The sequence below is a fragment of the Streptomyces sp. APSN-46.1 genome (assembly GCF_022815725.1).
In the GTDB taxonomy this organism is placed as follows: domain Bacteria; phylum Actinomycetota; class Actinomycetes; order Streptomycetales; family Streptomycetaceae; genus Streptomyces.
This window is the reverse complement of the sequence record NZ_JALGRF010000012.1, coordinates 171,797-191,943: the sequence shown is the minus strand read 5'-3', so window position 1 is coordinate 191,943 and position 20,147 is coordinate 171,797. Positions and strand designations below refer to the sequence as shown.

The 20,147-nt window shown below is 70.4% G+C and carries 22 protein-coding genes; 10 read left to right on the top strand and 12 right to left on the bottom strand.

Annotated elements, in window-relative coordinates; all coding sequences use genetic code 11:
- Positions 1-142 precede the first annotated feature (142 nt).
- Together MTF65_RS26010 and MTF65_RS26005 are read left to right on the top strand one after the other, a co-directional pair.
- Positions 143-709: a GNAT family N-acetyltransferase gene (locus tag MTF65_RS26010; RefSeq protein WP_243631393.1), complete on the top strand. Its 567-nt coding sequence runs from the start codon at positions 143-145 to the stop codon at positions 707-709.
- A gap of 145 nt (positions 710-854) precedes the next feature.
- On the top strand, positions 855-1,946 hold the full coding sequence (locus MTF65_RS26005) for a hypothetical protein (RefSeq protein WP_243631377.1): 1,092 nt from the start codon (positions 855-857) through the stop codon (positions 1,944-1,946).
- A gap of 52 nt (positions 1,947-1,998) precedes the next feature.
- On the opposite strand, the gene MTF65_RS26000 is transcribed toward MTF65_RS26005, so the two are convergent.
- The 8 genes from MTF65_RS26000 to MTF65_RS25965 all read right to left on the bottom strand — a co-directional run bounded on the left by MTF65_RS26000 (position 1,999) and on the right by MTF65_RS25965 (position 11,002).
- Positions 1,999-3,657 (bottom strand): type VI secretion protein, encoded by a 1,659-nt coding sequence (locus MTF65_RS26000; protein WP_243631376.1) that lies wholly within the window; start codon positions 3,655-3,657, stop codon positions 1,999-2,001.
- Position 3,658: 1 nt separating this feature from the next.
- Positions 3,659-5,083 carry an ATP-binding protein gene (locus MTF65_RS25995; RefSeq protein WP_243631375.1) on the bottom strand — a complete coding sequence of 475 codons (1,425 nt, stop codon included), beginning with the start codon at positions 5,081-5,083 and terminating at the stop codon, positions 3,659-3,661.
- Positions 5,084-5,102: 19 nt separating this feature from the next.
- Entirely contained in the window at positions 5,103-6,665 is a 1,563-nt protein-coding gene (locus tag MTF65_RS25990; protein ID WP_243631374.1) for an SCO6880 family protein, read from the bottom strand.
- Positions 6,662-7,990, bottom strand: coding sequence for a hypothetical protein (locus MTF65_RS25985; protein ID WP_243631373.1), 1,329 nt, complete (start codon positions 7,988-7,990; stop codon positions 6,662-6,664). The genes MTF65_RS25990 and MTF65_RS25985 overlap by 4 nt, the downstream gene beginning before the upstream one ends.
- Positions 7,980-8,813, bottom strand: coding sequence for a hypothetical protein (locus MTF65_RS25980; protein WP_243631372.1), 834 nt, complete (start codon positions 8,811-8,813; stop codon positions 7,980-7,982). The genes MTF65_RS25985 and MTF65_RS25980 overlap by 11 nt, the downstream gene beginning before the upstream one ends.
- A 102-nt stretch (positions 8,814-8,915) precedes the next feature.
- On the bottom strand, positions 8,916-9,224 hold the full coding sequence (locus MTF65_RS25975; protein WP_008742356.1) for a hypothetical protein: 309 nt from the start codon (positions 9,222-9,224) through the stop codon (positions 8,916-8,918).
- Positions 9,225-9,654: 430 nt separating this feature from the next.
- Positions 9,655-10,467 (bottom strand): pentapeptide repeat-containing protein, encoded by an 813-nt coding sequence (locus MTF65_RS25970; RefSeq protein WP_243631371.1) that lies wholly within the window; start codon positions 10,465-10,467, stop codon positions 9,655-9,657.
- A gap of 4 nt (positions 10,468-10,471) precedes the next feature.
- Positions 10,472-11,002, bottom strand: coding sequence for a GNAT family N-acetyltransferase (locus tag MTF65_RS25965; protein WP_243631370.1), 531 nt, complete (start codon positions 11,000-11,002; stop codon positions 10,472-10,474).
- Between the two features lie 125 nt (positions 11,003-11,127).
- Between MTF65_RS25965 and MTF65_RS25960 the strand changes: the two genes are divergently transcribed.
- The 4 genes from MTF65_RS25960 (at position 11,128) to MTF65_RS25945 (ending at position 14,793) form a co-directional block, all read left to right on the top strand.
- On the top strand, positions 11,128-11,736 hold the full coding sequence (locus tag MTF65_RS25960; protein ID WP_243631369.1) for a LysE family translocator: 609 nt from the start codon (positions 11,128-11,130) through the stop codon (positions 11,734-11,736).
- A gap of 51 nt (positions 11,737-11,787) precedes the next feature.
- Positions 11,788-12,648, top strand: coding sequence for a thioesterase family protein (locus MTF65_RS25955; protein WP_243631368.1), 861 nt, complete (start codon positions 11,788-11,790; stop codon positions 12,646-12,648).
- A 228-nt stretch (positions 12,649-12,876) separates the two neighbouring features.
- Positions 12,877-13,887 (top strand): bifunctional lytic transglycosylase/C40 family peptidase, encoded by a 1,011-nt coding sequence (locus MTF65_RS25950; protein WP_243631392.1) that lies wholly within the window; start codon positions 12,877-12,879, stop codon positions 13,885-13,887.
- Between the two features lie 198 nt (positions 13,888-14,085).
- Positions 14,086-14,793 carry a phosphatase PAP2 family protein gene (locus tag MTF65_RS25945; protein WP_243631366.1) on the top strand — a complete coding sequence of 236 codons (708 nt, stop codon included), beginning with the start codon at positions 14,086-14,088 and terminating at the stop codon, positions 14,791-14,793.
- Positions 14,794-14,920: 127 nt separating this feature from the next.
- Here MTF65_RS25945 and MTF65_RS25940 read toward each other — a convergent pair whose 3' ends face one another.
- Both MTF65_RS25940 and MTF65_RS25935 read right to left on the bottom strand, forming a co-directional pair.
- Complete coding sequence (locus tag MTF65_RS25940) at positions 14,921-15,154, bottom strand: hypothetical protein (protein WP_243631364.1); 234 nt, start codon at positions 15,152-15,154, stop codon at positions 14,921-14,923.
- A gap of 177 nt (positions 15,155-15,331) precedes the next feature.
- A complete protein-coding gene (locus MTF65_RS25935) occupies positions 15,332-15,556 on the bottom strand; it encodes a hypothetical protein (protein WP_374207299.1) in 225 nt (74 codons plus the stop codon).
- A gap of 131 nt (positions 15,557-15,687) precedes the next feature.
- On the opposite strand from MTF65_RS25935, the gene MTF65_RS25930 reads away from it, so the two are divergent.
- Both MTF65_RS25930 and MTF65_RS25925 read left to right on the top strand, forming a co-directional pair.
- On the top strand, positions 15,688-16,533 hold the full coding sequence (locus tag MTF65_RS25930; protein WP_243631362.1) for a hypothetical protein: 846 nt from the start codon (positions 15,688-15,690) through the stop codon (positions 16,531-16,533).
- A gap of 147 nt (positions 16,534-16,680) precedes the next feature.
- The gene (locus MTF65_RS25925; protein WP_243631360.1) at positions 16,681-16,833 is read left to right on the top strand and encodes a hypothetical protein; all 153 of its coding nucleotides are present in this window, start codon (positions 16,681-16,683) and stop codon (positions 16,831-16,833) included.
- A 192-nt stretch (positions 16,834-17,025) separates the two neighbouring features.
- Here MTF65_RS25925 and MTF65_RS25920 read toward each other — a convergent pair whose 3' ends face one another.
- A complete protein-coding gene (locus MTF65_RS25920; protein ID WP_243631358.1) occupies positions 17,026-17,358 on the bottom strand; it encodes a metal-sensitive transcriptional regulator in 333 nt (110 codons plus the stop codon).
- Between the two features lie 199 nt (positions 17,359-17,557).
- On the opposite strand from MTF65_RS25920, the gene MTF65_RS25915 reads away from it, so the two are divergent.
- Both MTF65_RS25915 and MTF65_RS25910 read left to right on the top strand, forming a co-directional pair.
- Entirely contained in the window at positions 17,558-18,178 is a 621-nt protein-coding gene (locus MTF65_RS25915; protein WP_243631357.1) for a DUF47 domain-containing protein, read from the top strand.
- Between the two features lie 5 nt (positions 18,179-18,183).
- Positions 18,184-19,182: an inorganic phosphate transporter gene (locus tag MTF65_RS25910; RefSeq protein WP_243631356.1), complete on the top strand. Its 999-nt coding sequence runs from the start codon at positions 18,184-18,186 to the stop codon at positions 19,180-19,182.
- Positions 19,183-19,355: 173 nt separating this feature from the next.
- Here MTF65_RS25910 and pstB read toward each other — a convergent pair whose 3' ends face one another.
- Entirely contained in the window at positions 19,356-20,132 is a 777-nt protein-coding gene (gene pstB / locus MTF65_RS25905) for a phosphate ABC transporter ATP-binding protein PstB (protein ID WP_243631354.1), read from the bottom strand.
- Positions 20,133-20,147 lie beyond the last annotated feature (15 nt).

The following is a 20,147-nucleotide window of genomic DNA, read 5'->3' as shown; positions in this document are numbered from 1 at the left end:
GGGAGAGTAGGACGCCGCCGAACAATCATTGCGAAAAGCCCCGCACCGGGTATCCGGTGCGGGGCTTTTCTGCGTTTACGGGTCTTTTCCGATTCTCGGATGCCGTGGCGATCGCCTCTGTGGTTGGATCCGGGGCATGAAGATCCAACATGTGATACGTCCGGTGCGGGCCGATGAGTGGGAGAAGGTCAAGGAACTGCGGCTTGCCGCGCTGGTCGATCCGGCGGCGCCGGTGGCCTTCCTGGAGACCTCGGCCCAGGCCGAGGCCAGGGCCGACGAGTTCTGGCAGGACCGGGCCCGGGGGGCTTCGCACGGGCGGCAGGCGCGACAGTTCGTGGCCGAGGCGCCCGGCGGGGAGTGGGACGGGTCCGTGACGGTGCTGGTCGAGGAAGGCGGGACCAGCGATTTCTTCGAGCAGGCCATCGAGCAGACCCAGGGGCATGTCGTGGGCGTCTTCGTACGCGCCGAGCAGCGGGGGACCGGGCTGATCGACCGGCTTTTCGCGGCGGCGCTGGATTGGGCCTGGTCGCTGGAGGAGCCGGCGCTGGAGCGCGTACGGCTTTTCGTGCACGAGGACAACGCGCGCGCCGGTGCGGTTTACCGGCGGTTCGGGTTCAAGCCGAGCGGGCAGGTCGTGGCGATGCCGGGGGATCCGGCTGCCAAGGACCTGGAGTACGTCTTTCCGCGGCCCTCTGATGGGACTCGGTGAATCTCCCCACCCGACGCTCGGGGGTGGGACGGACCTGCTCACCTAGATTCCCCACCCCCGGAACCGCTGAGCTCACCCGGCTGGGGGAGGGAGGTCGTTCCGGGGGCCGATGCCACGCCGCCGTGGTCGATGCGACGTTCAGAACATGACTAGTGATGAACGGACGATGAGTGCACTCTGGAGCGCCCGGTGGCAGCGATGGCCGCGCTGGGTGGCCAGGGCCACGGTGCTGTGGGCGGTGCTTTATGCCGGCTTCGGCCTGGCATGCGCGCTGAGCGGGACCACCTTGCTCTACCACGGCACTGACTCAGGGACCTCCAGGCTGGGTTGGGTGGTCATGGCGGTGGGTGTGCTGGCTGCATTGGCCAGTGGAGCGGTGGTGCGGTACGGGCTGCGGCCGGTGCTGCGGGGGCTGCTCTGGGTGGTCTGCGCCCTGGCCGGGGTCACCGCGTTCAGCCTCCTGATGGATGTGATCACGCTGATGCTCGGTCAGGGCGTGGACAGCCGGGCCTCCGCCGCAAACAAGGCCCTCGCGGCGGTCGGGGCGGTCCTGCTCGCGGCCACGGCCCAGTCCGACCGCCGGCCCGCCGGTACTGTCGCACGAGCGCCGTCCGCCGCACCGCGGCTCATCCAACGGGCTGCCTGGGCAGGGACGCTGGCCTTTGTCCCGTACGCGGCGATGAAGCTTGTCTGGGCATTCGGCGGGACGTTCGCGGGGATCACCGGCGAGGAGATGCTCGTGGCCTCGGAGCGCAACGGCGCCTCGGAAATCTTCCTCACCCTGGAGTCCTGGGGCCTGGACCCCACCGCGCTGCTGGCTGTGCTCGGCATCTTCCTGCTCTGGGGCCTGGTCCGCCCGTGGGGACAGGTCTTCCCGCGCTGGACGCTGTTCCCTTCGCGGCCGACGGGTGCCGCGCTGGCTCCCGCTCGCCCCGGCTCTGCTCGGCGCTGCGACACTCGCCCCGTACGGCGTCGTGGGGGTCGGATACCTGGTCTTGGCCACGTCCGGAGCAGTGACGATGCGGCGCGGCGACTTCCACTCCTCGGGCGACGCGGTGCTGGTCGGCTGGATCGGGATGGCCGCCTTCGCCGTTTACGGCATCGCCCTGATCATCGCGGCCCGCTCGTACTGGCTTCGGACGCGTCCCGCTTGCCAGATGGCTGTTGTCACAGAGTGACCGTCCGTGGCCAGTCAGAAACCGCTGACTGGCCACGGAAGATTGCGACTGGCCACTGACACCAGAGAGCAGCCCTGGGGAGATTTCGAGATCCGCATCACCCTCGCGGACCTAAGGGGCCAAGAGGGCCTCCGGCCAGCGGGCGCGTGCTTGTTCGCGGCTGCGGCAGAGGGCGAGGAGGGGGAGCGTCTCCTCGTGGAGGAGCTCGGGGAGTTGGGGGATCGGGGCCACGGCCGCGACGTCCTCAAGGATCAGCGTGAGTGGTGGGTCGAGCCGGCCGTGGGATGACCGTGCGGCCATGCGGCGGCCGTGCTCGACCACGCTGGAGGCGAGTGCGGTCAGCAACGGCATCGCACCCGGGTGGGCACGGGGATCTTCCAGGGGTTCGCCCACCACATAGAGCGTGCCCCCTTCGGTGACGAACGAAGCGAGGGTCAGCGCGTCTGTTCGGTTCGTGTTGCAGGACTCGCGGATGTGGATCGAGCTGAGGCAGGACAGGGCCCGGGCGGTGAGGTGCTGGGCCTGTTCGCGGCGTTCGGGGTGGGCGGTGAGGGCGCTTTCGAGCTCGCCGGCCGCGCCGGGGGCGGCTTGCGGGTGGGTGCGCAGGATGCGGACCGGGTCCTGGGCGCTGTTGCCCTGGGCCCAGCGGTGGAGTTGCTTGAAGGGGCGGTCGTCGAGGGCGGCGGCCTGGAGCCAGCTGCGCAGGAGCGTTTCCGCCGTGTCGGCGATGGCGGCGTCTATACGGGCCTGGGGGCGTACGGGGGCCAGTAGGGCGATCGCGCGGGCTGCGGCGGTGTCGCGGTCGGCGCAGCCGTTGGTGGGGTTCCAGTGCATGCGGGCCGGGGTGTCGCAGAGGTGGGACGGGTCGTAGAGGAGGACCGGGCCGAGTTTGGTGCGGGCGTCCTTGGTTTCGGCCCAGAGGGTGGGGGAGGAGGTGACGATGAGGGCTGCGCCGTCTGCGGATGCGATGTGGTGCGCGGCGGTGCGGTGGCGGGTGGCGGGTGGGGCGTACGCCATGCGGCGTGGGGCCGGGTCCGGGGCCGGAGCCGGGGGGTAGCCGAAGCCGTAGCGGTAGGCCTCGTCCGTGGGTGCGGCGCCGTTGTCGGGGGCGCTGCCCCCGGACCCCCGCGCCTCAAACGCCGGCGAGGCTGGAATTGGGTGCGGCGTTGGGATTGCCTGGGGCGCTGGGATTGGGTGTGGCGTCGGGATTGGCTGCGGCGTTGGGTTTGCGGGGGAGGGTGCGGCGCCGTTGCCGGGGGCGCTGCCCCCGGACCCCCGCGCCTCAAACGCCGGCGAGGCTGGAATTGGGTGCGGCGCTGGGATTGCCTGCGGCGCTGGGATTGCCTGCGGCGCCGGGAATGGCTGCGGCGCCGGGAATGGCTGCGGCGTTTGGGTGGGGGGTTTGGAGCGGGCTTTTGTGCGGGCGATGAGGCCCAGGGTGAAGATGGCCAGGACCACTAGGACGAGTAGCTGGCTGATGAAGAGGCCCCAGAAGAGGCCCCAGCCTGATAGGGACGTCGGGGCCGTGTCGGGCCAGGCGGCTGGGATGTCGTGTGGGTGCGCTATCAGTGCGCGGACCGCCTCCGGGGTGCGGGTGAAGGTGACCGTGTCCGGCCAGGTGCCCTTGGAGAGGAGGGCCGCTAGGCCGGTGGCGGACCAGACCAGGACCGCAAGGCCGAGGAGGAAGGCCAGGAGGCCGACCAGGACACCGTCGGGGACGCCGCCGCCGCGCGCGGGGGTCTGCGTAGGCGTATGTCTTGGGTCGGACATGTCAGGCCACCGTGGTCGCCGAGCCGGGGCCGTGGCCGCCGTTGCGGTGGCGTTCCATGAGTAGGGCTCTCTCTTCCGCTTCGAGTTCGGCGGCCAGCAGGTCGTCGGGGAGCTGGTGCTGGGCCGAGGATTCCGTCATCGCGCGGTCGGTGTAGACGAGTGGGCGTTCGGCCTCGGTGATGAGGTGTTTGACCACCTGGACGTTGCCGTTGACGTCCCAGACGGCGATGCCCGGGGTGAGGGTCGGGATGATTTCCACCGCCCAGCGGGGGAGGCCCAGGACCAGGCCGGTGGCGCGTGCTTCGTCCGCCTTCTGGGCGTAGATCGTACGGGTCGAGGCCATCTTGAGGATGGCCGCGGCCTCGCGCGCGGCCGCGCCGTCGACGACGTCCGAGAGGTGGTGGACGACGGCGACGAAGGACAGGCCGAGGCGGCGGCCGAACTTGAGGAGCCTTTGGAAGAGCTGGGCGACGAAGGGGCTGTTGATGATGTGCCAGGCCTCTTCGACCAGGAAGATGCGCTTCTTGCGGTCCGGGCGGATCCAGGTGTGTTCCAGCCACACGCCGACGATCGCCATGAGGATGGGCATGGCGATGGAGTTGCGGTCGATGTGGGAGAGGTCGAAGACGATCAGCGGGGCGTCGAGGTCGATGCCGACGGTCGTCGGGCCGTCGAACATGCCGCGCAGGTCGCCGTCGACGAGGCGGTCGAGGACGAGCGCGACGTCGAGGCCCCAGGCACGGACATCGTCTATGTCGACGTTCATGGCGAGAGCTGATTCGGGTTCCGGGTGGCGGAGTTGTTCCACGATGTCGGTGAGGACGGGCTGGCGGTCCCGGGTCGTGTCGACGACGTAGGCGTGCGCGACCTTGAGGGCGAAGCCGGCGCGCTCGTCCAGGCCGTGGCCCATGGCGACTTCGATGATGGTGCGGAGGAGGGCTAGCTGTCCGGTCGTCGTGATCGCAGGGTCTAGGGGGTTGAGGCGGATCCCGTCGTCGTTGGCGGCGATGGGATCCAGGCGGATGGGGGTTATCCCCAGCTGCTGGGCGATCAGGTTCCATTCGCCGACGCCGTCCTCGCCCTGGGCGTCGAGGACGACGACCTGGCGGTCGCGGAAGCGGAGCTGGCGTAGGACGTAGGTTTTTTCCAGGGCTGATTTTCCGTTGCCGGATTCGCCGAGGACCAGCCAGTGCGGGGCCGGGAGCTGCTGGCCGTACAGCTGGAAGGGGTCGTAGATGTAGCCCTTGCCGCTGTAGACCTCGCGGCCGATGATCACGCCGGAGTCGCCGAGTCCGGGCGCGGCGGTGGGCAGGTAGACGGCCTGGGCCTGGCCGGTGGAGGTGCGGACGGGCAGTCGGGTGGTCTCGACCTTGCCGAACAGGAAGCTGGTGAAGGCGTCCGTCAGAGCGGACATGGGATCTCGCATGGGCGGCACTTCCCTCCAGCTAGCGTCGGATGCCGGTGGCGAACGGCAAGGTGTTGACGAAGGCGCGGTGGTGCTCGCGGTCGCACCATTCGAGTTTGAGGTAGGACTTGCCGGCGGAGGCGCGGATGGTGCGCTTGTCGCGGGCGAGGGCTTCGGGTGATCGCGAGGACACCGTGATGTACCCGACCAGGTTGACTCCTGCCGCACCGCTGGCGAGATCTTCACCTCTTTGGTCGAGGCGGCCGTGGGCTGCGATGTCACGGGGGTCCACGGTCCGGTTCATCTTGGCGGCGCGGCTGGCGTCGGCCTCGTCGTTGGTCTTCTCCGTGAGCATGCGCTCGATGGCCACCTCGGTGGGCTCCAGATCCATGGTGACGGCGACGGTTCGGATCACGTCCGGGGTGTGGACGAGCAGCGGGGCGAGGAAGTTGACGCCGACGGGGGTCATCGGCCACTCCTTCACCCAGGCGGTGGCGTGGCACCAGGGGGCGCGGGTGGAGGACTCGCGGGTCTTGGCCTGGAGGTAGGTGGGCTCGACCGCGTCGAGTTCGGCCGGCCAGGCGTTGCGCTTGGTCATGGCCTGGATGTGGTCGATGGGGTGGTCCGGGTCGTACATGGAGTGCACGAGGGAGGCGAGGCGGCCCTGGCCGAGGGGCTGGCGGACGCGGATGTCGGCTTCGGCGAGGCGGGCGCAGATGTCGGTGAGCTCGCGGGCCATGACGATGGCGAGGCCGGCGTCGCGGTCGAGTTTGCGTCCCTTGGCGGGGGAGGAGGCGCGGGCGATGGTGTGGGCTTCGGCGGCGAGTTCGCGGCTGTAGTGCATGCAGGCGACGAGGTACGCGCGGTGCTGCTCGGAGGAGGTGGACACCATCGACTGGAGCTGGTCGTACGAGTCGCGCAGCCAGCCGGGGGCGTGGGTGTCGCCGCGCTGGGCGACGTCCTTGGCGTGGGCGTCGGGGTCGGCGGGGAGGGTACGGGCGAGCATCTGGAGGCGGGTGACGAAGCCGTCGCCGTTGGCCACGTGCTTGAGGAGGGTGCCGAAGCGGTCGACGAGGGCTTCTTGGTCCTCGCTGTCGCGCAGGCCGACGCCGGGGCCCTCGATCTCGATGGCGGCGGTGACGGTTCTGCGGTCGGCGTGGAGGAGGACGGCGATCTCGTCGGGGCCGAAGGGGGCGGCGAGCCAGTTGATGCGGCCGATGCCGGGGGGCGGGCCGACCTCGACCTCGCGGCCGTCGATGGCGCGGGTGCCGGCTTCGATGGCTGAGGAGCGGTAGGTGGTGCCGCGGCGCAGGGTGCGCTTGTAGCTGCGGTTGATCTCGTACCACTTGTAGAAGGTGCGGCCGCGGTAGGGGACGTACACGGCGGCGAGCGCGAGCATGGGGAAGCCGGCGAGGCTGACGATGCGCAGCGTGAGGTCGGGGACGAGCAGGCCGCTCATCATGCCGAGGAACGCGCCGGCGATGATCAGGGCGATCTCGCCGGTTTCGCGGTTCTTGCCGACGATCGCGTTCGGCCGGGCCCGGCCGATGAGGTACGTGCGGCGGGGCGCGACCGGGTGTAGCTGGTGGGACTGGGCCGTCAACGCCCGTCACCTCCTGTGTTCCTCGTACTCGAACCAGTGCGGGGCGGGGGTGCGGCGGAGGGGACAGATCCGCCGCCGGACCCGCCGCCGGAGGTGGGGCGGCTGCTGTGCGCGGCCACGCCTCCGGAGATGGGGTTGGCGGGGCGGGAGGCGCTGCTGTTGCCGCCCCCGCCGTCGCCGGCGCGGTGGGCGCCGCGGCTGCTGTGTGTCTTGATGCCCTGGGAGACGAGGGAGGCCGGGGAGCTGATGACGGCGGCTGCCTGGGAGCCGTCGGTGGCCTTGCTGCGGTTGGAGCGGGCGGAGGCGATCTCGTCGCCGAAGCCGGGGACGAAGCGGTAGATCATCGCGGAGGCGAAGATCGCCAGGAGGATGATGGCGAGGCCGGAGACGACGGCGGAGAAGGCGTTCGGGCCCTTGTCTCCGGTCAGGGCTCCTGCGAGGCCGAGGACGATGACGATGACCGGCTTCACGAGGATGACGGCGATCATGATGCCGGCCCAGCGGCGGACGTGGCCCCACATGTTGCGGTCGACGAGGCCGGCGTAGACGACGGTGCCGAGGAGGGCGCCGACGTAGAGGAGGGCGGCGCGGATGACGAGCTCCAGCCAGAGCACTCCGGCGGCGAGGACGGTGACGAGGGCGACGACGATCAGCATGATCGGGCCGCCGCCGATGTCGTCGCCCTTTTTGAGGGCCTCGGCGAAGGAGCCGAAGAAGACGTCGGTATTGCCGCCGGTGGCGGAGGCGATGACCTCGGTGACGCCGTCGGTGGCGGAGACGACGGTGTAGAGGACGAGGGGGGTGAAGGCGGAGGCGAGGACGGTGAGCCAGAGGAAGCCGATGGCTTCGGACATGGCGGTGGTGAGGGGGACGCCGCGGATGGCGCGCTTGGCGACGGCGAGGAGCCAGAGGATGAGCGTGAGGATGGTGCTCGCGGCGAAGATGACGGCGTATTGCTGGAGGAAGGCGGGGTTGGTGAAGTCGACGTTGGCGGTGTTGGTGACGGCCTCGCTGAGTTTGCCGACGATCCAGGCGGCGGCGTCGGCGCAGCCGCGGGCGAGGGAGGCGAGGGGGTTGAGGGCGTCCGTCGGCGAGTTGGAGGGCAGGCCGGTGCTGGGTGAGCCACCGGTGGCCGCGCCGTCTCCGAGTTCGCAGTACTGCTTGGATGCGCCGCTGAGTGCTGCGCAGGGGTCGGTGCTGCCCTGCGGTGAAGGCGTCCCCGACGGTGTCGGCGTGGGTGCCGCGTAGGCAGGGAACGCGAGAGCTACGACGGCCAGGTGGACGGAGGCGACGACGGCCGTCCGAAGCCGGAGGCTAGCGGGCATAGGTGAACCCTCCGAACTCCTTGACTGCCTTGCTGATGTCGTCGGACGAGGAGGCAGCCACGTCGCCGGGGACCGGGGCCGGACCGTCCTGCTGGGTTTCGGAGACGACCTTCCAGTCGCCGTCGGCCCAGGCCAGTTCGAAGGTCCACGTTTCCCAGGAGGTACGGACAGGGTCGGTGGACTTGGCGCCGGACATTCCGATCAGGCCCGTGTACCAGACCGCGATCTTCGCGCTGGTGGGGCTGTAGCTCTCGACCCGTGTTCCGACCGGGATGGCGCGGGTGACGAAGGTGTTGCCCTGAGGAGGGTTGCCGTTGGCGTCCAGGCCCATTCTGGCGAGGAAGGCGCTGGAGTACGCCTCGTCTTGCGCGCCCTTCAGTCGGGCGGCTGCCTCCGGTGTGTAGATGCCGTCCACGAGGGCATGTCGCCTGTCCTTTTTGAACATGCCGTCAGAGCCCAGGGCGACCGCGTAATTGGCGGCAGCCGACTGGGCTCCTTGCTCGTCGTGCGCGAAGCCCTTCGGGATGCCGGCGGAGTTGCCGGTGACCGGGGTGACGCCCGAGGCGGCGGTCGAGGAGGACGTCGGGGGTTTGTCCGACGGGCGGTTCGTCGAGGTGTCCGAGGACTGGTTGGCGAAGGCGATGGCGGCGATGAGGAGGACCACCACGCCGACGACCGTGATCAGGCCGCGGGAGGCGCGGGGGGTGCGGCGGGAGGGGTCGTGGGGGTCGGACGGGGGGTCCGGGAGGCGGGTGCGGGTCTGGCCCGTGCCGCCGACTTCGCCGTAGCCCGCGCCGCCGCCGTACTGGTCGTCGTTGCTCATTGCGTGTCCGCCCCCTCCGCGTCGTCCGACGGTAGCGCTGGTTCCCGCGCAGGCGCGGTGTGGTGAGTCCTCATCAGGTCCGGAAGCCGGTGGGCGGCCCGGCTAGACGGCCATTCCGTAGACGATGGTGAAGAGGGTGCCCAGGGAGCCGATGATGAAGACGCCCGTGAGGCCGGCCACGATGAGGCCCTTGCCCTGTTCCGCGCTGAACGTGTCGCGCAGGGCGGTCGCGCCGATGCGCTGCTTGGCCGCGCCCCAGATGGCGATGCCGAGGCAGAGGAGGATCGCGACGGCCATGACCACCTCGATCATGACCTTCGCTTCGTTGCCGAGACTGCCGAACGGCCCCCAGTTCGGGGCGATTCCGCCGATGATGGTGGTGATGTCGCCCTTTTCGGCTGCCAGGATCATGTAACTCACCGCCCCTGTATGGGTAGTTCCGGTTGCCCGTGCCCGACGGCATGGGGTACGTACTATCTTCGCTGATGAAATCGCCGTCGTATGTCGACTTGACGGCTCTCTTTGGCCGATCTCCCTACCCGCGTCCCGCCCTGTGCTCTGACCTGGGCGGGGGTGGTGTGTATGTGAAAGAAACGTATGGTCACTCTGTGTATCACGGGGGGTGACGCCGGGCAATGAATTGTCGTCCCGGCGTACGAGGGTCCGAGTGAGGGGCCGCCGTTCGGCGCAGTGGGGGCGCGTGCCGCCGGGGTGGTGCGCCGCCCCGTTGGGGGTGGGCGGAGTCGTACGGCTCACCGTATCGGGCTGAGCGCACACCATCGCGGGACCCGGGGGCGGGTGGATGCGCGAGGGGCGCACAGGTGTGCGGCCGGTGGTGGGCTCAGGTCCAGTGGGCGGGGCGGGCGAGGGACGCGGGGATTTTGGTGGTGGGGTCGCCCTGGGCGGCGTTGAGTTGGGGCTGGGTGAGGAAGAGGGCGTCGCGGAGGTCCGCGCCGCGCAGGTTGGCGTCGCGCAGGTCCGCGCCGATCACGTCGGCGGTGCGGAGGTCGGCGCGGCGGAGGTCGGCGGCGATCAGGTAGGCGCCGCGCAGGTTGGCGCCGCGCAGGTCCGCGCCGGAGAGGCGGGCGCCCATCAGGTCGGCGCCGCGGTGGTTCTTCTTGCGGGCCGGGGACGTGGCGCGGACGAGCTCGCTGGTCTTGAGGAGCAGCGTGTTGATCTCCTGGCGGAGGGCGCCGACGTCGAAGGGGGCCAGGGTGTCCGCGTCCGCCCGGGTCGCTTCCGCGGTCTTGGCCAGCGCCGCGCGGAGGTCGGCGTGGAGCGGGGCCGCCGCCGGGCGGGCGAGGGCCTCGGTGATGTAGAAGAGCAGCTCGTGCAGCTGCCGCATGACCGGGAAGACCTCGAACATCTGGCGGGAGGTCTCCGGATCGCCGCGCCAGTCCCGGCCGCCGAAGGTGACCTGGGAGACCTGCTGGCCCGCGCCGAAGCAGTCGAAGACGGTGCAGCCGGGGAAGCCCTTGTCGCGCAGCCGGGTGTGGATGCCGCAGCGGAAGTCTTGCTGGAGGTTCTTGCAGGGGGTTCCGGCGGCCTTGTTCACGGCGAAGTCGTGGGACTTGGCGAAGGGGAGGGCGACGCAGCACAGCGCGAAGCAGTTCGCGCAGTCTGCCTGTAGGGCGGGGGTGGTGGCGGAGGACACCTCCTCATTGTCCCTGGTGCGGGGAGACCAGGCGCATCTGGAGGGCGCTCCACCGGACGCCGTCGACCAGCTCGACGTCCCGGAGGACCTGCTCCGTGCGGAATCCGAGCTTCTCGTAGAGGCGGACGGCCGGGGTGTTGTGGGCGTAGACGCCGAGATCGATCTCGGGCAGGCCCAGCTCGCCGAAGCCGCGCTCGATCGCCAGGGTGAGCAGCTGCTCGCCGAGGCCCTGGCCGCGGGCCTCGGGGGCGATGAGGACCCGGCCGAGGCGGGCGCCCGGGGCGTCGGTGTGGCGGCGCAGGGAGATGTGGCCCACGGGGCGTTCCACGGCGGTCACGGCCGTCACAGCGGTTACGGCCGTGAAGGTGTGCCGGCCGGGTTCGGCGGCGTAGGCGGCGAGCTGGGCGTGGTCGAGCGGCCAGGTGAAGGAGGGCCCCGCCCAGGTGATGAGTTCGGTGGGGCCGGTGATCCAGTCGAGCAGGAGCGCGGCGTCGTCGGCGGGGCGGAAGGGGCGTAGGAGGGTGGGGAGGGGCATGCCGCAAGTATCCGAGTGCCCGGGCGTCCGCGCGTTCGGGTATCTGGTCTCCGGTGTCCGGGCGTCAAGTGCCCGTATTCCGAATGCGCTTGATCGGCGGCGGGGTGAGGGGCGAGCATCCGTGCATGACAGAAGTGATCGCAGTCGCCGTCATCACCCTCCTCGCCGTGATCAGCCCGGGCGCCGATTTCGCCATGGTGGTCCGCAACAGCTACCTGTACGGACGTCCTACGGGCCTGTTCGCGGCGGCGGGGGTCGCCGCCGGCGTGCTGGTGCACGTCTCGTACACGATGCTCGGGGTCGGTCTGCTGATCGCCTCCTCGACCGCGCTGTTCACGGCGATCAAGCTGGCGGGCGCCGCGTACCTGGTGTGGATCGGCATCCGCACGTTCCGGGCGCGGGCCGAACTGACCGTGGATCTGGAGTCGAAGCCGCGGCTGACCCGGCTGGGGGCGCTGCGGTCCGGGTTCCTCACCAACGTGCTCAACCCGAAGACCACGCTGTTCGTGGTGTCCACGTTCACCCAGGTGGTCAACGCCGAGACCCCGGTGTGGCAGCAGGCGGGCTACGGGCTGTTCATGGCGGCGGCGCATCTGGCCTGGTTCGGCGCGGTGGCGCTGTTCTTCTCGAACTCCCGGCTGCGCGACCGGATGCTGAAGGCGCAGAAGGCCCTGAACCGGGCCATCGGCTCGGTGCTGGTGGGGCTGGGGGTCGGGCTGGGCTTCGCCCGTTGAGGTTGCCGGAAGTCCTGGCGGCGCGGGTTACCTGTCGGTAGCGTGCCGGGCATGGGTGCTGCTGCCGCTGCCGGGAATGCCGGCGAGAGTGTTGCCGAGAGTCTTGCCGAGGGTGCCGTCGAGAGTGCCGCCGAGGGGTTCTTCGAGCGGGTCGGAGCGGGCCGGTTCCTGGCCACCGCCTACACCCGCGGGCCGTGGGACCCGGGCTCGCAGCATGCCGGGCCGCCGGCCGCGCTGCTCGGGCGGGCCGTCGAGGACCGGGACGGGGCCCGCGAGGACATGCGGATCGCCCGGATCACGTACGAGATCCTGCGCCCGGTGCCGATCGGGCCGCTGGAGGTCACCACCAGCGTGCTGCGGGCGGGCCGTAGTACGGAGGTGGTCGAGGCGGCCCTGGCGCCGCCCGGGGCCGCGCCGGTGATGCTCGCGCGCGCCCTGCGGATCCGGGTGGCGCCGGAGGCGGTGCCGGCCGCGGCCGCGGGGCCGCTGCTGCCGCCGCCCGGGGAGGTGGAGGTGACGCCGTTCTTCCCGGTGCCGTGGGAGACCGGCTACCACTCGGCCATGGAGACCCGCTTCACCGAGGGTGCGTTCGTGGAACTGGGCCCGGGCACCTGCTGGATGCGGATGAAGGTCCCGCTCATCGCGGGGGAGGACGTCAAGCCCCTGGACCGGGTGCTGATCGCGGCCGATTCGGGCAACGGCATCAGTTCGGTCATGGACTTCGGCCGGTTCGTCTTCATCAACTCGGACCTGACGGTGCATCTGCACCGCCATCCCGTCGGAGAATGGGCGTGCGTGGAGGCCCGTACGAGTGTGGACGCGGCCGGTATCGGCCTCGCCGACGCCCGGCTGCACGACGAGAAGGGCCCGATCGGACGGAGCGCGCAGAGTCTTTTCGTGGCCCGGAGATAGTCCCGGGACAGCGCCCGGATAGCGCCGGGCCGGCGCCGGGGTTGCGCCTGTTCACCCCCCGTGCGCCCGAGGGGGTCTGGACGGCGGTGTTCTCCGGCGCCGAGGATGGCTGCTGCGGGGGTGTGGACGAGGCGTACTGCCGACTGGCGTAGCGAAAGCGACGACACGGACATTTCGCAGCCGAAAGCTGCGGGCATGGGGGAGGGTTGACGGGTGCGCAGATTCTGGATGGCAGGCGGGATCGGAGTCGGGCTGTGCCTGAGCTTCCTCGTACTGCTCGTTGTCGGTACCTACTCGGCTGCGGCGGGACTGGTGGGAGCCAGGGCCGGCGGCCCGGCGGTCGGGCTCGTGAAGGGGGCCGTACCGGGGAAGTACCAGGCGCTGGTGCAGAAGTGGGGCGCCCTGTGCCCGGCGATCAGCCCGCCGCTGCTGGCCGCCCAGCTGTACTCGGAGAGCGGCTGGAACCCGACGGCCGTCAGCCCGGCGGACGCGCGCGGTATCGCGCAGTTCATCCCGGGCACCTGGGCGGGTCACGGCATCGACGGTGACGGCGACGGCGACCGGGACATCTGGGATCCCAACGACGCGATCCCCTCGGCGGCTTCGTACGACTGCGAACTGGCCAAGGACGTGGCCCGGGTGCCGGGCGACGCGACGAAGAACATGCTCGCGGCTTACAACGCGGGGGCGTACGCGGTCATCAAATATGGCGGGGTGCCGCCGTACAAGGAGACCCAGGGGTACGTGAAGACGATCACGACCCTGGCCCAGAGCTTCGCGCGGCCGGTCGGCCGGGTCGCGCCGTCCCAGCAGGCCGCCGGGGCCATCTACTTCGCGCAGAAGCAGCTCGGCACCCCGTACCTGTGGGGCGGCAACGGAACGGCCGACCAGGACGGCCGCTTCGACTGCTCGGGGCTCACGAAGGCCGCGTACGAGACGGTGGGCATCGAGTTGCCGCGCGTCGCCAACGACCAGTACAACGCGGGGGCTCACCCCTCGCGGGCCGAACTGCTCCCCGGTGATCTGGTGTTCTTCTCCTACGATCTGGCGAACTCGCGGGAGATCCATCACGTCGGCCTCTACGTGGGCGGCGGGTACATGATCAACGCCCCGTACACCGGCGCGGTGATCCGCTTCGACAAGATCGACACGCCTGACTACTTCGGTGCGACCCGGGTGACCAAGGACGGGGCGCAGGCCCTGCCGAGCCCGAAGGCGGCGGCCGGAAAGACCTCGTGACTCTCCGTTAGGCAGAGGCCTTGAGCTGCGACGATGAGTCACTCTTCGATAACGTTGCAGTGATCATTCCGTGGAGAGTGGAACCCTTCGTTCAGAACGGGCGTTCCATGGGCGCGGGGGTTGATCAACTGGGGGCGAAGGGGCGCACACCGGGGTGCGCTCGCAGGGGACCTAGGCAAGGGCAAGGGGCCGCAAGCCATGGCTGGACTCACGACCGGTGGGCCGAACGTGGACGTAAGCCTGCTGTACGAGATCAACGGGCTGGCCCGGCATGCCCCGAGCGGGCTCGACCGGGCCGTCGGCCTCATCGGTGAGTACGGGATCCTGCTCGCCCTGGTGCTGCTCGTGCTGTGGTGCTGGCGCGGCGCCCGCCGGCAGGACGAGGCCACGGCCGTCGAAACGTTCGCGGCGCTGGTCTGGGCCCCGCTCGCCGCCGGGATCGCCCTGCTCGTGAACATCCCGCTGCGGGAGCTCGTCGGGCGGCCGCGGCCGTTCCGGCAGCACGCCGGGCTGGAGGTCCTCGAACCCGGCCTCGGCAAGAGCGACTTCTCCTTCGTCAGCGACCACGCCACCCTCGCCATGGCGCTCGGCGTGGGCCTGTTCATCGCGAACCGGAAGCTTGGCTTCATCGGGATCGGGCTGGCGCTGCTGGAGGGCGCCTGCCGCGTGTACATGGGCGTGCACTACCCGACCGACGTCATCGGCGGTCTCGCGCTCGGCACCGCCGTCGTCCTGCTGCTGGCGCCGCTCGCGATGGCGCTGCTGACCCCGGTGGTACGGGCGGTGGCCCGCTCCCCGCGGGTCGGGCGGCTGGTGCGGGCGAAGGACCGCGTACTGGCCCGCCCGGTCGGGCTGGCGCAGACCCCGCCGCCGGGGCTCACGCGGGAGAGCGACCTGGCGGCCTGAGCCCTGAGCGCACGCCGCCGTTACGTGTGCGCGTAGGACTCCCATAGGGAGAGCAGTACGGCCGCCAGCAGGCACAGCCCCGCCGCCCCGAAGCAGAGGCGGATCGCCGCCGGTCGGGGGCGGGGGCTCACGGCTCGCCGCTCTCGGTGCCCGGGCCTCCGTCGGCCTCATCGCGTCTGTAGCGGGAGCGCAGCCACAGCCCGGTGGCGACGGACGCGGCGGTGGTGAGCCCGACGGCCAGGGCCACGTCGGCCGGGCCGTCCGCCGAGCCCACGGGCCGTGCCGTGGCCGCGGCCGCGGGGGTCAAGGCGATGAGCAGGGCCCAGAGGAGGGCGGCGAGGCGGGGCGCGGGTCCTGGCATGACTCAAGGGCATCCGCTCCCGGACGGGCCGGCCAGCCGGGCCGTCCGAACGGGCGACCTGATCGCGGGAGCCCGGGCCCGCGCTGAGCGCGTGGCCGGTTGAGCCCGGGTCCGGTTGCGCGTGCCCCTGCCGGGGAGGTGCTGGGGCCGGGCCAGGGGCGGTGCTGGGGTGCGGGTCTACTCCTGGTTCGGGGTGTGCCGGGTGGCGTCCTTGCGGGCGAGGTCGCGGGAGCGGCGGGCCGGGCCGGTCCAGCCGCAGCTGCAGACGGCCAGGCAGAACGACCCGCGCTCGGTGGTGCTCGTGCTGTGACCGGTGGGCGGCTGCGCCGGCTCCGCGGGGGTGCGCGGGAGGGGCAGCGAGCCAAGCGGAGGGCTGGGCGGCGCCTTCGATTGCGGATCCACGCCACCACGGTACCGGGGACCGGCCGCTCCCGGCGCGGCCGCGGCCCGTGACGGGAAACCCCGGACCTCGTTAACCGGAGCGGGTGGGGGCCTCGGGCAAACAGCGGTCATGCGTTGGGGGTTGGCAGGCGATGGTGGTGCACCAGCACAGGCGGCGGCGAGGGCGTGCGGGTGGGGCGGTGCTCGCGGTCGGCGTGGCCGTGGCCATGGCCGCGATCAGCGGGTGCGGCGGCGGCGCGGCCGCCGGCGCGAGCAGCGACGACCGGCCCCCACCGGACCCGGTGGCGGCGGTCCGCGGAGCCGCCGACACGCTGGAGCGGACCGGCAGCGCGCGGGCCCGTACCGCGATGGAGATGGCCACCGGAGGCACCCGCGTCACGATCCGCGGCGAGGGCGGCGTGGACTTCAAGAACCGGATGGGCCAGCTCCTGGTGATGCTCCCGGCCGACGCGGCGGGCAAGGACGAGCACCGGCCCATCACCGAGCTCCTGGTGCCCGGCGCCCTCTACATGAAGAACCGCGGCGCGGGCGTTCCCGACGACAAGTGGGTCCGCGTCGACACCACGACCCTCGGGGACGGAAACCTGGTGACGGGCGGGGCCACCGACCCCCTCGCCGCGGCCGAGCTGCTGCGCGGCGCGCAGGAGGTGACGTACGTGGGCGAGACCGAGGTGGCGGGTACCAAGGTGCGGCACTACCGGGGCACCACCGACATCGGGCGGGCCGCGCGCAGCGCCTCACCGGACGTCAGGGGGGCACTGGAGGCGGCGGCGAAAGGGTTCAGCAAGGACACCGTGCCGTTCGACGCGTACCTCGACGAGGAGGGCCGGCTGCGGAAGGTCCGGCACCGGTTCACCTACGAGAACAATGGCGTGATCGATGTCTCCTCGACGACGCTGCTCTACGAGTTCGGGGCTCCGGTGACCGTCGTATTGCCCCCAAGCGGGGACATTTACGCCGGGAAGATCGCCGAGTAGTCGCCGCGAAGGGTCTAGACCAGTGCGATCGGGTCATGGCCCGGTATCCGGAAATGGTCCATCCGTGTCATGCGCGCAGCGACCCGCCCTCCCTACGCTGAAGCCGAGCGCGCCGACGACCGAGGGCGGCAGAAAGAGGTGACACGCGTGACTCCCGCAGGCGGTACGACGGTGCAGGACTTCGTGGCCCTCGCCGAGATCGAGCTGTGCGGTGAGCTGATCATCGCGGCCTCCACGGCGGATGAGGAGCGGCTCAGTCAGGACCGCATCGACGAGGTGCTGATGGTTTTGCGGGGTTGAAAGGTGCGGCGCCGCCGCGCGAGCGGCCCCGGGCTGCGCCCGGGCTCCTGGGGCTCCGCCCCGGACCCCGCGCCTCAAACGCCGGCGAGGCTGGATCGCCTCAAGCGCCGGCGGGGCTGGAATCGGGGCTCCGCCCCGGACCCCGCGCCTCAAACGCCGGCGGGGCTGGATTGCCGGCCGGGCTGGGTTGGCTCAGGTGCGTAGCAGGCGGGCGATTGCCTTTGTGGCTTCCTCGACCTTGGCGTCGATCTCTCCGCCGCCCTTGACCGCCGCGTCGGCCACGCAGTGGCGCAGGTGCTCCTCCAGCAGCTGGAGCGCGAAGGACTGGAGCGCCTTCGTGCTCGCCGAGACCTGCGTGAGTATGTCGATGCAGTAGACGTCCTCGTCGACGAGCCGCTGCAGTCCGCGGATCTGGCCCTCGATCCGCCGCAGCCGCTTGAGGTGCTCGTCCTTCTGGTGGTGGTACCCGTGCACCGCCGCCCCCGAAGTCTCGGCTCCGGAGCCCCCCGCCTCGATGGTGGTCATGAGTGAGTCCTCCCGTGGTCCGGAATGAGGGATCTATACCCCTCATGGGTATGAGGATACTGGGCCCCCGTCGAACGGGCAGGGGGCCGTGCCGCCCACTGTGCCTGATGGAGGACACTGGGGAACCGCCGGTTAGCCCTCGCCGGGTGATGCGCCTAGCATCAGCCTGACCGAATCCAATGCACCCCGAGGACCTCACGTGCGATTTCGTCTGACCCCCAGGGAGACGAGCTTCTACGACATGTTCGCCGCATCCGCGGACAACATCGTCACGGGCTCCAAGCTCCTGATGGAACTGCTCGGGGCGGATTCCTCCGCCCGGGCCGAGATCGCGGAGCGGATGCGGGCGGCGGAGCACGCGGGAGACGACGCGACCCACGCGATCTTCCACCAGCTGAACTCCTCCTTCATCACGCCGTTCGACCGCGAGGACATCTACAAGCTCGCCTCGTCGCTCGACGACATCATGGACTTCATGGAGGAGGCGGTCGACCTGGTCGTCCTCTACAACGTGGAGGAGCTCCCCAAGGGCGTCGAGCAGCAGATCGAGGTGCTGGCGCGCGCGGCCGAGCTGACCGCCGAAGCCATGCCGCACCTGCGGACCATGGACAACCTGACCGAGTACTGGATCGAGGTCAACCGCCTTGAGAACCAGGCCGACCAGATCCACCGCAAGCTGCTCGCCCAGCTCTTCAACGGCAAGTACGACGCCATCGAGGTGCTGAAGCTCAAGCAGATCGTCGATGTGCTCGAAGAGGCCGCCGACGCGTTCGAGCACGTCGCGAACACGGTGGAGACCATCGCGGTCAAGGAGTCCTGAACCTCGTGGACACCTTCGCCCTGATCGTGACCATCGGTGTCGCGCTCGGCTTTACGTATACGAATGGTTTTCACGACTCCGCGAACGCGATCGCGACCTCCGTCTCGACGCGGGCGCTGACGCCGCGGGTCGCGCTCGCGATGGCCGCCGTGATGAACCTCGCCGGCGCCTTCCTGGGCAGCGGCGTGGCCAAGACGGTCAGCAAGGGGCTCATCGAGACGCCGTCCGGCGACCGGGGGATGTGGATCCTCTTCTCCGCGCTGGTCGGTGCGATCGTCTGGAACCTGATCACCTGGTACTTCGGTCTGCCCTCGTCCTCCTCGCACGCGCTCTTCGGGGGCATGGTGGGAGCGGCGCTGGCGGGCGGGATCGGCGTCATCTGGTCGGGGGTGCTCGACAAGGTCGTCATCCCGATGTTCGTCTCGCCCCTCGTCGGGCTGTTCGTGGGCTATCTGGTGATGGTCGCGATCATGTGGATCTTCCGCAGGTCCAACCCGCACAAGGCCAAGCGCGGCTTCCGGATGGCCCAGACCGTGTCCGCGGCCGCCATGGCCCTCGGCCACGGCCTCCAGGACGCCCAGAAGACCATGGGCATCGTGGTGATGGCCCTGGTCATCGCCGATGTCCAGAGCTCCGACGCGCCGATCCCGGTATGGGTCAAGATCGCGTGCGCGGTGATGCTCTCGCTGGGTACGTACGCGGGTGGCTGGCGCATCATGCGCACCCTCGGCCGCAAGATCATCGAGCTCGACCCGCCGCAGGGCTTCGCCGCCGAGACGACGGGCGCGTCGATCATGTACACCGCGTCCTACCTGTACCAGGCGCCGATCTCCACCACCCACGTCATCACCTCGGCGATCATGGGTGTGGGCGCGACGAAGCGGGTGAACGCGGTCCGCTGGGGCGTCGCCAAGAACATCATCCTGGGCTGGTTCATCACCATGCCGGCCGCGGCCCTGGTCGCCGCGCTCAGCTTCTGGATCGTGGACCTGGCCCTCGTCTAGTCGGACGTAGTCGGATAGTAGGACGTAGTCGGATGTAGTCGGACGAAGACCACCGGACGCGGGAAACGAAAGCGGGCCGGCTCCCCCCACCCAGGGGGAGCCGGCCCTTTCGCCGTGCGGTGGCACCGCCATGCAGCACCGCAGGACGTCTCAGTACATCCAGGGGTCCGGGTTTAGCCGAAGCGGCCCGAGATGTAGTCCTCGGTCGCCTGGACGGACGGGTTGGCGAAGATCCGCTCCGTGTCGTCGAGCTCGATGAGCTTGCCGGGCTGGCCGACGGCCGAGAGGTTGAAGAAGGCGGTGCGGTCCGAGACGCGGGCCGCCTGCTGCATGTTGTGCGTCACGATGACGATCGTGAAGCGCTCCTTGAGCTCGCCGATCAGGTCCTCGATGGCGAGGGTGGAGATCGGGTCCAGGGCCGAGCAGGGCTCGTCCATGAGCAGCACCTGCGGCTCGACCGCGATGGCGCGGGCGATGCACAGTCGCTGCTGCTGGCCGCCGGAGAGGCCGGAGCCGGGCTTGTTCAGGCGGTCCTTGACCTCGTTCCAGAGGTTGGCGCCCTTGAGGGACTTCTCGACGATGTCCCCGAGCTCGGACTTCTTGAAGTTGCCGTTCAGGCGCAGGCCCGCCGCCACGTTGTCGAAGATCGACATGGTGGGGAAGGGGTTCGGGCGCTGGAAGACCATGCCGACCGTGCGGCGGACCGCGACCGGGTCCACGCCGGGGCCGTACAGGTTCTCGTCGTCCAGCAGGACCTTGCCCTCGACGCGGCCGCCGGGGGTGACCTCGTGCATGCGGTTGAGGGTGCGCAGGAAGGTGGACTTGCCGCAGCCGGACGGGCCGATGAAGGCGGTCACGGAGCGGGGTTCCACGGTCATCGAGATGTCGTCGATGGCCTTGTGGGTGCCGTAGAAGGCCGAGAGTCCGCTGACGTCGATTCGCTTAGCCATGAGGGGTCACTTCGC

Bases quoted from the DNA above. Each gene is read 5' to 3' on its own strand.
- MTF65_RS25985 (WP_243631373.1), bottom strand. From the start codon at position 7,990: ATGCCCGCTAGCCTCCGGCTTCGGACGGCCGTCGTCGCCTCCGTCCAC.
- MTF65_RS25960 (WP_243631369.1), top strand. From the start codon at position 11,128: ATGACAGAAGTGATCGCAGTCGCCGTCATCACCCTCCTCGCCGTGATC.
- MTF65_RS25995 (WP_243631375.1), bottom strand. From the start codon at position 5,083: ATGCGAGATCCCATGTCCGCTCTGACGGACGCCTTCACCAGCTTCCTG.
- MTF65_RS25980 (WP_243631372.1), bottom strand. From the start codon at position 8,813: ATGAGCAACGACGACCAGTACGGCGGCGGCGCGGGCTACGGCGAAGTC.
- MTF65_RS25965 (WP_243631370.1), bottom strand. From the start codon at position 11,002: ATGCCCCTCCCCACCCTCCTACGCCCCTTCCGCCCCGCCGACGACGCC.
- MTF65_RS25920 (WP_243631358.1), bottom strand. From the start codon at position 17,358: ATGACCACCATCGAGGCGGGGGGCTCCGGAGCCGAGACTTCGGGGGCG.
- MTF65_RS26000 (WP_243631376.1), bottom strand. From the start codon at position 3,657: ATGTCCGACCCAAGACATACGCCTACGCAGACCCCCGCGCGCGGCGGC.
- MTF65_RS25955 (WP_243631368.1), top strand. From the start codon at position 11,788: ATGGGTGCTGCTGCCGCTGCCGGGAATGCCGGCGAGAGTGTTGCCGAG.
- MTF65_RS25950 (WP_243631392.1), top strand. From the start codon at position 12,877: ATGGCAGGCGGGATCGGAGTCGGGCTGTGCCTGAGCTTCCTCGTACTG.
- MTF65_RS25940 (WP_243631364.1), bottom strand. From the start codon at position 15,154: ATGCCAGGACCCGCGCCCCGCCTCGCCGCCCTCCTCTGGGCCCTGCTC.
- MTF65_RS25930 (WP_243631362.1), top strand. From the start codon at position 15,688: ATGGTGGTGCACCAGCACAGGCGGCGGCGAGGGCGTGCGGGTGGGGCG.
- MTF65_RS25975 (WP_008742356.1), bottom strand. From the start codon at position 9,224: ATGATCCTGGCAGCCGAAAAGGGCGACATCACCACCATCATCGGCGGA.
- MTF65_RS26005 (WP_243631377.1), top strand. From the start codon at position 855: ATGACTAGTGATGAACGGACGATGAGTGCACTCTGGAGCGCCCGGTGG.
- pstB (WP_243631354.1), bottom strand. From the start codon at position 20,132: ATGGCTAAGCGAATCGACGTCAGCGGACTCTCGGCCTTCTACGGCACC.
- MTF65_RS25945 (WP_243631366.1), top strand. From the start codon at position 14,086: ATGGCTGGACTCACGACCGGTGGGCCGAACGTGGACGTAAGCCTGCTG.